Here is a 13,861-nt window from a genome sequence, read left to right as displayed (position 1 = left end):
ACGGGTGGCCACCCCCACCACCGAAACCTCCACGCCGCCACCGGAGGGCGCGCACGCGACAAGCGCGTCAGCGCCGCCCCCCGCTGACCGATCACAGCAACCCGGCTCGACTAACCCCCGACCCGCGCCGGAAAGCCTGTTTTCGCAAGCGGATTCGGCCGACAAGCCCTCCACGCCGAGCCGCGCATCGGGGCACAGCGACGTGGCCAAACCCCAACTACCCCAACAGAATCACGACCAAACTGGCTCAGGCCCGCGCGCCGCATCGCCGCCGGGCTCGACCACACCGGCCGCGGCCGACCACCTAGCACACAGCACACCAGATCCCTCGCCCGCTGCCGCGACCACCTCGCATGGCGATCAACAGTCGGGGCCGATCGTGGTGTCTGAATCGCCGGTGTCGGTGTTCGATGCGTGGAACACGTTGGCACACGACGACAAGTCCCGCGCGGACTGGGTGTTGGACAGCACCATCAAAACGCTCACCGCAGCCGAAGGCACTGATTTCAGTACGTTGTCCAGCGACGAGATCGACGAGGCCGGCGAGGTCGTCAAACGCGCCTACGGGGCGCTCACCGACAACCAGCGCGCAGAGTTTGCCGTCACAACCATGGCACAGGCCGCGCAGATGCTGCATAACCAAGTCCTTTACGGCAGCCCCTATGTCGGCCTGCGCGGCGGCGCCCGCCCCCCCGACGCCCCCAACACCGACCCAACCAGCCCGCACCTGCCAGCCGGCCAGACAACCCACAGCGCGACACCACCATCCTCCTCGTCATCGGTACCGCAACCTCACCACACCGAGCCAAACCCAGCCTCCCGCAGCGGGGATGAAGACCGACACGCAGCAGCGGAAGCAACTGCACCACAACGGCTCATCGACGCTGATGATCACGGCCAGCACCATCAGGTGCCCGCCGAAAGCGGGGGTGTAAGGACTCAATCGCCTTCGGATTCTGATCAGCCCGCGGTGCTTGATCCCCAAGCGCGAGATTCTGGACGGCGCGATGCTGACGCCCCGCACGACACAGCCGGGGTTTCTGCTCACTTCTTGAGTCGACCCACCCGGGAATCGACCGGGGTAGGCCACGAGCGATCGGTAGCACCGCAACCCACTGACACACAACATATTACGGATACAGAACAGCTAGTTGACCAAACGGGACTTACTGCGCGCCCAACCCTAACGGCCCGTGTCGAAACGCCATGGGTCTCGCGCACGGCGCAAGACGGTGATGGCGCGTCGACACCCTCGCCGCCCAGAAAGATGTCGGAGAAAGCTAAGGGCAAGCAGCGCGACCCCGGGCCGATCACCGAGCACAGCGATGACCACACGTCCGCCGCCGAGCCAGCCGCGGAGTCACGTCGGACAAATGACGAACTACCCACGCCGGCCCCAGGTCGCAATGAGAGCGCCGCGGCGGCGGGGTTGCATAGGGACGGTCCGCACCAGGGCGCTGACCAAACGCATCGTCGCGCCGACGATGACGAGTACGACGTCAACGAATTCAACTTGCTTGAACCCCTCCCGGCGTATTCCGATGTGCACGGGCATGCCTTGCCCGTTTCCTCGGACCCCGAGCTTGTGTTACGCGGCAGACCCGCGCCGCTGCCTCCTGCAGCCCAGGCGATGCTGGATGAGGTCCGGCGCAGGGTGGGGCAGTCGTCGGGCGACGCCTCACCTGGCGAGAGAGGTGAGGAACGAATCGCCCGCGCCTACGAAATCGTCTACAGCGGGCTACCAGAAGGGCTGCGTCGCAATTTCCTCAAGACGGGTTGGAGTCCCAGGGTTTTATACGAGTTGGACCAGCGGCTGCGTCGCCAACCTGGGACGGCGAGGGCTCCAATTACGGCGCCGAGCCCGGACACTGCTGAACCACACACGCCCGCTGGACTACCGCCCGATCCCACGAGGTTTGCCGGTCTGGCCTCGGGCGTTAGGGCCTTGCTGAGCGACAAGTTCCGCGATCTGCCCGCTGACGTTGACGACTGGATAGCGATCGCCTATGAGCAGCTACCGGCTGAGCAGCGTAAGCAGTTTCAGATGGGCTTTGACAGTGTGGCTGAACGGACGATATACGAAACGGTACGCGACCATCTTGACCGGCTGAAAGCGCCGCGGCGCAACCTGGGGAATTTACAACGGTTCATTCGCGTGATGCTCGGTACGACCCCAAAATCGGTGGACCCGACGCGATTCGGCATACCGGAGAATTGGAGCAGTGGGCCGCGGCCTGCTAAGCCTGAGCCCTACGCACCGCGGCGAGTTGACGCTACGGTCGCGCCCGCCGAGACATCACAGGGGGCGTCCTCAGCGGCAAGGTCGGCACCTTCGACCTACGACGACCATAAGATCTCAGCGGGTCCGCGGCCGGGCGAAACGTTGCGGGGGCTGCCCGAGCCACGGCCGTTGCGCCACGCCGAGCAAGCAGAACCCTCAGCGCATCAGCACGAGCCATCGGCCGCGAATGATCGCCCCTCGGGTCAAAGTCGAGGGACCCCACATTTCGCTGAGGCCTCGCGGTCCCGGCGTGACAACTCCGACGACTCGTCGGGGGCTGCCTATGACGACAATAGGCAGCCAACTTTGAGTCGAAATAGGTGGTCGCCCAACATGTTTAGCGGGCCGGACCGAAGCCTGCTGGGTCAACTAACGACGGACGATCAAACTAGATGGGCGCCCCTGTCACACGGCAGCGGCTGGCCGGCAAGAGTGAGGGGTCCGCGACCGCCGGCAAATTTGCGCCACACGAGAGCCGGTAGTGAAACCGGCAACTATTACGCGTCGCAATCGGCAAGGCCGCAGCTGGATCCTCATGTAGGCCATGTGGGGCGTGGCGCCGGTGAACACTTACCTGAAGCGCCTGCCAGCAAGCCGTTGTTGGCGGCTATTCCGCACTCCGACAACACGATTGATGAGGTCCGTAGCTGGATCGGCGACATCAACCATGACGGCGATCCGAGTGCCCCTCGCCCGCCGGCGAGGCTACTCAACTGTGGGCCCGCGACACTGGCGGTGTTTGAACGATTGTCGGGCGCTTCGGGCCGGGCAGGCATCGAACGCCTGACCCCGGATGACATCGGTGCGGCCACCGGCCTACCTCTTGTTCCCCACACACGGCAAGGCATCGCTGAGCGCCTGAAAACCGCAGGCTCGGGCGCACATACCGTCGTCGCCATCAGATATCGCAACGGCCAAGTGCATTCCTTCAACGCTTATTACGACGGCCACGATGTCTACGCCCTCGACGGACAGCGCGGAACAACGCAGCCTTGGCCGCCAAGACTGGACCGACCAGCCAATCCGGTGCAGGCATGGTTTATGGGCGCACCATTCCACGGCGATCGGTCTATATTTGCTATGCCCGAAACGGCCAACGAATCCGTAGCCGGGGCGGATTCCACCCCGCACCGCACGTTAACCACCGGACATGGGCAGTCACGGTCGCGTGCTGGCGGTAGCCGGTTGCGACGGGTCAGGCCGAGGCGCCTTTCCGTGGCATCGTCGGAATCGGACTACGGTCAGAATCCGAGGTCGTGGTTTGCGCCCGATGAGGTGTTTGATCTGTCGCGCGATGTGTCCCTCGCTTCAACAGCGTCAGCCCATCACCATCAAGCCGAGTTGCCGCAGTTGCGGAACGACCAGCGTGACGAGTGGGCGCAACAGCTGAGTCAGCGAGCGTTCGGCGATGGGCCACCGTCGTCGACCCAAAGTGAGCGCGAGGGCACAGACAGAAACCGGCTTCGTGCGTGGGAGCGCTTTCGGGAGGCGTTCAATGCGCATCGCGATGCGTTGACTGCCCTCGATGAGGGCCGGGACACATCCTCGACCGAGCGGGCGCTAGCGAGCGCGCGCAACGAACTCGTGCGCTTGGGTTTGGATCCCGATGCGTTGATAGCGGACTACCGCGCGCGTATGGACGACGGTGACGGATGGGTTGTATCCGAAGATGGCACCCCGTATTGGGGACGGTATGGCGCGGCCGGGCTGCTGCTGCGCGCCCGAGGCCTTGATGGTTCACCGGTCGTGCTGCTCCAGCGCCGCGCTTCATGGACTGACCATGGTGGCACGTGGGGTCTTCCCGGAGGAGCCCGGGCCCGTTACGAAACCGTCGCGCAGGCTGCCATCCGGGAGGCGCACGAAGAAACCGGACTCAACAGGCATCTGGTGACTACGCGACTGCCCGTCGTTACCGCCAGGGCCAGCGGCATTGACTGGACCTACACGACCGTGATCGCCGACGCGCCATATCGGCTGGAGACGACACCGAACGATGAGAGCTCCGAACTGCGCTGGGTGCGCGAGGATGAGGTAGCCGACCTCAGCCTGCATCCAGGGGTTGCGGCCAGCTGGGACGCTCTACGCACGCTGATGGCCGATAAACCACTTCCTGCGCCGCGTCCCAGCGCGCAACTGGACCCTACCGTCGACCCGACTGATGTCGCGGACGCCTACTCTTCCCCGTCGGGCACCACTTTCTTCCGTACCGACAACGGTCCTCTCTACCGCTATGACACCCGGCCGCCCGGGATCATCTTCGAGCAAGGATTCGCATCGCAGGCACCACACTGGCTACCAGAGGCCGGCTGGGTTACGCCGACGACGCTCGTTTCCACCACGCGACACCCTCAGATCCCTCTGGATTTCCTTGATCCCGCCGAGTCGCGTGGACACCCGTTTCTTTACGTTATCGATGCGCCCGGCGGCGTCGACGTCAACGCGACAGGAGGCCTTGCCCGCCACGCTTACCAACAGGAAATCGCATTTCCAGGCGGGATCAGGAGGGAGAATGTTCTCGGCGCTCGGGAGGTTCTGTCACCAGGGTCCCTACGCGAGAATCCCGATGGAACTTTCGAGCGCACCGTCCCCCTATATGGGCCTTTTCAGGCGAACGAGCATTTCAACCCCGATTTGCCGAATCCTGCGCCCCCTGCGCCCCTAGGACGCATGGAGCCACCCAGCGGTCGAGCGACACCATCCACGAGTTCGTCTTTCTGGTTCGCGAACCCCAATAACTTGAATGTTCGGGCGGGTGACGAAAGCGACATCGACTCTGCTCCGCCCTCGTCCAGCGGCCACGTAACGCGTCCAACTCGAAGTGTTATGCATGGCTTGCCCGAGGCGGAATCGGGTGCTGGCGAGGGTGACCTCGTTGATCCGACGAACGACATGTCGACGCTCGCCGAGCCCGAGAGCCAAACAGATAGACAGTCAGCCGAGCTAATGCCTGTTCGAGCTCGCGGTACTCCGGCTCAGGAATCGCCCGCCGGCTCAGCCGAACATACAGTTCCGCCAATTCACGCACTTCACGTTCTAAACGATCGCGTGGTTGCGCCGCCAGGTTCGACAGGCGAACATGGCGCTCGCTCGACCGGTGAAGGGCTGGACGCGGGCGAGCGTCCGGCGCAATTGGGCATCGAAGACCCCGGTTCTCTCCCACCGGCGTATCAAGACCACCTCACGGCAGCGCCGGCGGAGTCCACCACCGATGCCCCTCCCGCCACGCTGCGGGACGGCGTCAAGCCACAGGAAGCGCCGAGCGCGCACCAGACGGACGCGGCGAACCGGCCCAATACCGATCCACCCCAGTCCGACCCGACGCGCCTCGAGCTGCCCAATCCCGTCCCCCAGCTGCCTGCGCGGATCGGGGACCACCTGGTGCTTGGCGGCCTTGATGTGGTCGAAGAATTCCGCTCCGGTTCTGGCGATCAGGGGCTTAGGCAGATCGAGCGAGTGGTGCGCGACCTCGGCGGTGACGAGGTGTGGGAGGCGAACCGGGCCGGGATCACGGCGATGTTCGGCGACGATGCGCTTAAACCCAAGATCCCTGGCATGTTGCGCGGCGGTCGCCAGCCCAGGCACGTCATCAAGATCGGGGCGAAGGAGACCCTGACCATCGAGTTGCAGCTGGACGGCGCCGACGAGCGCTCAGCACTGAAGTTCAAAGAGCAGATCGACAGCTACGAGTTCGAGCACACGTCTGACTCCAGCAATGCTGTCGGCTCCTTCGAAGAGCGCCGCGTCACGTCTTACTGGGCCCTGCAAGGCAACGTAAGCCATCCGAAAGCGAGCGACACCGCGAACCTGATCCGCCCCCGGGTGCACGATGTGGCGTTGACCGAGCAGCGTGTCGACCGCCAGATCAGCGGTGGCCAGACCAACGAGCCGGGCACCCGCTTTCATGGGAACATCCAGGCGGTTATCAGCTATAAGGCAAGCGGCTTTTCCAACACCCCGAGTCCAAGTCGGCTCGACTACCACGTCGAGGTGGTCGTGCCCACCCGCGACGTCGACGACCACAGCGCGAACGATCCGGACGGGTCCGGCGGTCCGCCGAGAGTGCAATTTACCCACGCGCTGAGCGGGTCCGACATCGTCAACAACCTGTGGTTGCGGCCGGATGACCCGCCGCCTCCTGCCGCCGCTCACCCGGGCCGGCGGGGCGGCAACGGGCGGATCGAGCGCATGCGGGCTGCCCTCGCCATGGCCTACCGCAAGTTGACCAGCCGGAGTACAAGCGGACCGGTCGAGGACGCGCCGCATCCGCCGCCAGAGCATCCGATCACCGGAGAGAACCACCAACCGCGGCGCCCGGCTCGAGGTCCCGAGGTGCAGACCGTGAAAGGCTTTGTCGAGAGCGAGCCGATGCGGGATGCTTTCACCAAGGCGTACGGCAAGCTGGCCGACCAGGCGATGCTAGAGACCCAGGACTGGCTCACCGTCGAGCTCTTGCAGGCCAACCTGCACGGCATGACCAATAAGCAGCCGCTGATCCTTGAGTTTCAAGGCGTCCCGGGGGCACGGTTGGAAGTCCATGCGTTCGTGGAGCCGCTGGGCGCCTCGTCGAACCCGCGCGATACCCGAAATCCCGTGGTGGGCAACGCCGGTGGCACCGGCTCCGGCCCGCAGCGAATTATGCGCGCGACCGGGTCGACCAAGAAGACCGAGTTCCACTACGGGACCGAGACCGACTTTGTTCGGGTGCACCAAGACGTGGTGGCTCGATCGTGGCAGCTGCCGATACCCGGCAGGTTCCGCGGGCAGGACGGGACACACCCGAGTCCGGAAGGTGGCCTGGACGCCACGCATACCCGCGGCCAGACCCGCAACGAGACGGATAGCAGCCAGTTCCGGGTCCGCAACACGTTGAAGCATCCGGCGCCCGGGCAGGGCTGGCACGGGCAGGCTCGGCTCCGGTTTCGGATGCACGCGCCGGGTTCGGTCCCGGTGTCATCGGCTGGGCGTGATGAGCGGTCCACCGCGGCCCTGTTCACGGGCGCGGTGCACGAGACCCGTGTCTTCTTCGACAGGGCGAGGGTGCTCTTCACGGCGCCGGCGCCCCGGCCGGGCTTAGCGCCTCGGCGCGGCAAGCGGTCTGATCCGCTTGGCGGGGCGGTGGTGGAAAAGGTGGCGGTGCACGAGACCCGCGCCGAATTCGACGTGCTGATGGAGAAGTACGAGACCGATCCGCACGATGACTACCGGGACCAGAAGGTATGGGCGCCGCCGGACCGGATTTGGGGCGACGGGCCGCCGCCCGAGCGTAGATCAGTTGCAGAGTCCCCCTGGTGGCGACTGGGCACTGGTCACCGCGTCGTGCAGGGCAAGGGCGGCGAGCCCGAGCCCGCGTATCAGCCGGCGACACCGGTGATCCCGCGCGGCGAGAACCGGGAAAACGCCGTGCCGTTGAAGGGCCTAGGCAGCATGGACCGGGTCACCAACCTCGACATCAGCGGCTTACGCGGCATGCTCGACTCGATGGGCCGGCGGGCCTTCGGCAGCGACTGGAACGAACACGCCCCGGATGTCTGGTCCTGGTATCACCTCCATCGTGTGCGCGGCGCTCTGCCCGCGATGACCCAGCACAGCCCGCTGACACGGATCCTGTCTTCTGGGCGGCTGTCCAAGACCAAAGTCGCCCTGACCGCCGACATCGAGAGGCTCACCTTCAAGCGGGTGATCAACACGCTGTCCAGCCCGAGTGCCGAGCTGACCAGGGGCTCGACGTCCACGCTGGACAGGAACACGCAGACGTCCGTCCAGGGGGCACTCGGTGGCCGTGGCGGTGACTTCAACGACGGAATGGTCTTGGCCGAACCTATTGCCGGTGTGTCCCGGTTCGTCCGCGACGCCGAACGCGTGCGCAACCAGGAGCGCGTGGCCGTGGGGACCAAGTTCGACCAAGACATGGCCGTTTTCGAGGGCTGGGTGCGGCTCGACGGCACTATGACCGGCTCGGTGTCCACGGTGCACGAGTCTGGCCTGTTCCCGGTCGAGATCGCGATTCCCCTCACCGAGTTGCAGGGCTGGCGGATGCACGATGACGCTCTGCCGCCCACGTTCACCAAGGACATGCCCACCGGGTTCATCGACAAGCCCGCTGAGCGTGACCCAGCCGGCCAGCTCGGGGAGAGCCCGTCCTCCGGTGGCTTTCCCGATCGGCGCTCGTTTGAGACGGCGCTGGCGTCTCGCCGAGGGACCTTAGGGACGATCGACAGCACGACCCCGCTGCGGCCGCATCGCGAGGAGACATTCGATGCCGACCCTGAGGCTGCACCGTCGACGCGCCGCCGGCTGCACCCGCGGGAGATCAGCTACATTGTCGACCCGGACAACAGGGACCCCGACGCCGTTGCGCTCGCGGAGAGCCCGCCCTCCGGTGGCGTTCCCGATCGACGCTCGTTCGAGACGACGCTGTCGTCTCGCCGAGGGACCTTAGGGACGATCGACAGCACGACGCCGCTGCGGCCGCATCGCGAGGAGGCATTCGACGCCGACCAGCTCGCGGAGGACATCCACACTGGGCCGACTCCTGAGGCTGCACCGCCGACACGCCCCCAGCTCCACCCGCGGGAGATCACCTACATTGTCGACCCGGACAACAGGGACCTCGACGCCGTTGCGCTCGGGGAGAGCCCGTTCTCCGGTGGCGTTCCCGTTCGGCGCTCGTTCGAGACGGCGCTGTCGTCTCGCCGAGGGACCTTGGGGACGATCGACAGCACGACGCCGCTGCGGCCGCATCGCGAGGAGACACTCGATAGCGATCCGGTCGACTACGAGCCGGCCGACGGTAAGTCCCCGGGACTTACCGACATCGCTGACGGTACGGTGCCCGCGCGCGAGCCCGACCCGGTGCCGCAGCGCACGATGGAGTGGACGCCGCCGTCTCGGCAGCCACACGGGGAGACGCCGCGACCGCCCGAACACGCGCTGCGGGCCGGCTGGCATCCCTCCGACATGCTGATCGGCGTCGACCCGAAAAGCGGCCTAGTGGAGGCGATCCGCAACGATCTGGGCCCGGCCCTGGGCAGCCGCCTGGATGACGCGATGGCTGGCGTGTCGGACGAGTTCGGCCCGGATGTGCTGATCGCCAAGCTCACCCACGAGTCGGGCCGGGTGTGGAGCCATGACATCCCGGTGGCCGGCGGCAAGCTCACCGTCAAAATGCGACCGACCCGCGACCCCCATTACGACTACATCGGCCCGTCGAAGGCCTTTGAGACCGACCTGTCGGTCGAGTCGCAGTCATCGACCGGTCAAATCCGCGGCGACGTGCTGCGAAGAGTGTTAGGCGGCCGGATACAGATTCCCCTTCCGCACACCTCGCTAAGCACCCAGCTAACCCATACAGCCTCGATACGCCCAGCCGCCAGCGTCAGCAGTGACCTCATCGCCAAGGTGGACTTCCAGAACTCGGACGTCTCGAACGTATCCGGCGAAACCGAGGACCGGGTCCCGATGAGGATGAGGACGGTCGACCAGCATCACTTGTTCCGGCAGCCGATCCGCTTCGACATCAGCTACGAACAGTCCGTGGACGGCAAGCCCATCGAGGGCATTCCGCAAGCGCCGCAACCGGTCTGGCTTAGCGGCGTCTTCTCGTACGCGAAGGGCGTCCCGACCCCGGGCGAGCGCCTGTCCGGAAAGCCGCAGCTCGCCGTTGACCAGATCGTCGATAAGGTACGTCCGCACCGTGCCGCGGCCGACACCCCCGCGCGTGCTGCGCCCGAGGCGGGCACCGGGGGAGCTCCCGGCGAGGACATCGTCGCGACCCACATCCTGGACTTGCTCAGCGACAGCGGCACTGCGGCGTTCGGCGACCATTGGCCGATGGTGCGCGCTGAATTGGCAGCGCACGTCGCAACGATGCCCATCCAGAACGCTTTGGGCCACTACAGTCGCGGCGGCAGCGCGACCATCGACCTTAAGTCGGTGCCCGGCGGCACAGTCGTGCTCCGCGCCCACGTCGATACCCTGCATCGCGCGGAGTCCAACGACACCACCGAGTTCTATAGCGGCGGCCAGCAGTCCATGTCGAGCAGTGTCTCGAGACAGGAAACCGGTAACTGGGAGGGTTATGTCCAGGGGCAGGGTGACGTCTTGCCCTCCAGCGGCCCCGTCAGCCTCTCGCTGGTTGCCCGCCTCCTGGGTGCCTTCGGCCACGAGACGGTTGATACCCAGACTGAGAACTCGGCCAGCGGTGTCCTCTTTCGCCAGAAGGTGGATCCGGTCACCCGTGTCGGCACGGCCACCATCGACGCGGAGATGCGTCCGCCGGAGGGCAGCACCAGTAGCGTCGGCACCGCACAAATTGACTTCGTCACCCGTGAGTCACCACCGGAAGCGACAGCGCACCTGCGGTACGAGCCCCGCGTCGGAGTCATCCGCAACGACCAGCCCCCGCACGCCGGGCCAGGCGCCCGCAGTGGCCCCGACGCCTCGGCGCCCGGCGGCGGCGAACGCCACGAAGCGCAACCGAACCCCACCGACGCCGGTTTGCCTACGCGCGGACTCAGCTCCCATAGCATCGCCAAGGTCGTCGACGGCGCAAGGTTTCGTGCCGACATCCGTGCCCACCTCGCCGCGTCGACGCAGGCCAGAATGCGGGACCTTAGCGGCGAGCTGGACAGTTACCTCAGCGACAACCGCCTCGCCAATAAGATTCCGGCGATGACCCGCGTCGTCGACGACGACGGGGTTGAACTTTTCCGCCACGGAACGTTGCGCATCACCGGCCGCGCCGATGTCCAAAACCTCGAATATCGCAAGATCGAGCGCAAAGGTGGCAACACCTACGTGGTCAACGACGTCAATCAGAGCCGGCTGCGCCAGCTGTTCAAGACCCGTCAGGGCGGTGGACGGGCGCTGTTCGGTCCCCAGGCGCATTTGCCCGGGTTCCAAGCCGCGGCGCGGGTTGGCGGTGGCTTCACCGGGCGCAGGCGCTTTGGTCCGACGTATAACCACGGCGGCCGGGTCGCCGCGAACGCCAAGTTCGCCGGCAGTTACGCGGTCTTCGATGGCACCACTCGCATCACCCTGACGGTGCACGACGGCGACACCCGTCACCCGCTACCCCCGGTGGATATCCACGGACCGATCCGCATCCCCGAAACCGAAACCCAAGCCGTCGATGCGCCGCCCGCGGAACCGGGACCGTCTACCACCGCGGCAGGACACCTGCGGGAAGAGACACCGGCCCACCAGCCCGAAGAACCAAGCCCATCCAGCGCACCGAACGACGAGGTGCCCACCGCCGCCCCACACCACGACTCGGGACCGACCACAGCCAGTGACGTCAGCACCCCAAGAGACGTCAGCACCGCAGAACGACCGGATAGCGGTGGTCGCGCTGATCATGGCCGCGGCACCGGGCCGGGCGACGATTCTTCGGCACATCACTCCCAGGTGTTGGAGTCCAGCACGGCAAACCCGCCTCTACAGGGCGGCCCGGACTTTGCCGAACAAATGCCTGCGCACGCGGATGCCGATTCGGCAGCCGCCGGCACCGATTCCCTCGCAGCGACCGGCACTGACAGCGACCGGGGGCCCGCTGGCAATGATTCGTCGGGTAACGGACAGGCCGCACCGCCGCGTGATCAACGCCCGGTCGGTGTCCTTGAGGGTGGCGGTGAGGCGGTGCCGGCGGTGTCGGTGCGTGCGGCCTCACAATCGCCCTCACCAAATACCGGCGCCTCCCAGATGTCCGAGCAACACTCCCACGACGTTGTCGAGGTTAGCCGCGACGATTTGGTGAAGCCCGCGCCCCCCGCCGGTGATGGGGATGTGGAGGTTGGTGCTGATCGCGGCGGGCCGGTGCCAGCGTGGCCGGATCCTGGTGTCGATGTCCAGGATGTTGAACGGCGGGTCCTTGATACAGCCGGTGCGGGCCCGGTGGAGTTGGTGGTGACGATTGCCGGTCATGGGGGGTCGGGGGGTGTTCAGGCTCAACGGCTACTCGATCACCTAGTGCCACGGTTGATTGAGCAGTTCGGCAGTCGCGGGATCGCCCCTGAGCATCTCAGTGTGCATGTGCAGCGCCGCGCCGTGCAGGAGGCGGAAACCCCTGAGGTCAGTGAGCCCACGATTGAGGTGACCACACCCGAGCAGTCGCGGGTGCTCAGTGAGGACGAGCGCACGCTTGTTGAGGAGGTCAATCACCGGTTGCGGGCGCATAACCAGCCGACCAGGCCGGAACGGGTGTTGGCCGCACGCGCGCAGATCTTGGATGCTCAGCAACGAAGCGCGCCCGGGCCTCACGAGAGCGCCACTCAGTGGGCTGCTGACATCGCCGACTACCTCTATAGCGGCGGCCTGCACGGCGGGTTGCCCGGCGGGGCGCCTAAGTGGTGGAAACAAACCACCAAAGTTTTGTTCGGCCAGTCGGCGACATCGTCTTCATCGCGGCGCCAGCGCGACCGCCAACCCGCCCTGAGCGATCCCGCAGGACCCAGCGAACGCGGGGCGAACGCACCGGCGCTGGCGTCGGGGGTCGTGCGACAGCCAGTTGAATCGATGATCGAAAGACCGTTCGGCTCGGGGCTGGAACGCTCGGGATCGGCGTCACCGGATCCTGTGGCTGGGTCCGTTGGTGATGGTGGTCGCTCGCATGAGCGGCGCCAAACGTCGGCCGTGCCACTGGGCGATGGTGATCACCGCAGCGACGACGTGGCAGGGCCGCCACCATATGTGGAACTTCCGGCGTACCTAGATGCTATTCAGGACAGGCCTCCGCGGTACTGGCCCGATGGCCGGCCCCCTGGTTTTCAAGAGTTCGTTTCTCGCATTCAAAGCGGGCTGGCCGGTGAGTTCGGCGAGCTGGCGAACTATGTTGACGATCGGATCGGGCGCAGTTATGACAGGTTAGGGCTGGGCCCGCAGGCCTTGCCCGGCGAGAGGACCCCCGAACGAGGTCTGCTCGAGCAGAGGTTGTCTCGCGAGGTGGGTGAGCACCTTCGCGATTTTAGAGCAACGGTTGTCCGGGTCCGAGAATGGCTGCAACGGCTGCTGATCGAGCGCGGCTACACGCTGTCCAATGAGGCTGTTGAGGACGTCATTGCGCGCAGTTATTACCGTTCAAGGCTAAGCGAGCAAACCTTGCCCCGCGAGGGCACCCCGGAGCGGGGTGTCCTCGAGCAGACGTTGTTTCGCGAGGTGGATGAGTTCATTCGCGAGGTTGCGGCAAGGGTTGTCCGGAGGCAAGAAAGGTTGCAGGCCGAGTCCGGTGCGACCCGCAACCAGGTGCAACCGGCGCGTAGTGCCGGGCGATCCGAACGGCCTGAGGATGCGGAGTGGTTGGTCGCGGCCAGCAGTGATGGGGGGTCGCGGTCAGCGGAGCACCTTGAGTCCCGTGGCACCCATGAGGATGACAGGGCAAGCGACGCGTTAGTGCAGGCGCTGGTGGAGCGGGCGCGAGTGGTTGAGCTTGAGCGGGAGCGCTCGGGTCGCGGTCCGGTTGCCGAGGACCGGTTTGGTCCTGATCCGTTCGGGTTACGGGACCGCGATCCGAGTTTGACGCCGCAGTTGCTGCAAACGGTGCGCCTGGCCAGTGAGCCGACCGATCGGCTGGGCGGGTATTTCCGC

Annotated in this window: 1 protein-coding gene; it reads left to right on the top strand. The window is 65.9% G+C overall.

Going from position 1 to position 13,861, the window contains the following annotated elements; all coding sequences use genetic code 11:
- Window positions 1-3,496 precede the first annotated feature (3,496 nt).
- The coding region (locus A5624_RS16960) for an NUDIX domain-containing protein (protein WP_232002270.1) at window positions 3,497-13,861 on the top strand (10,365 nt) is incomplete at its 3' end.

This window comes from Mycobacterium sp. 1482292.6 (assembly GCF_001672995.1).
Lineage (GTDB): Bacteria > Actinomycetota > Actinomycetes > Mycobacteriales > Mycobacteriaceae > Mycobacterium > Mycobacterium europaeum_A.
Note: the sequence above shows the minus strand (reverse complement) of the source record. Positions and strands in the feature narration are given on the sequence as shown.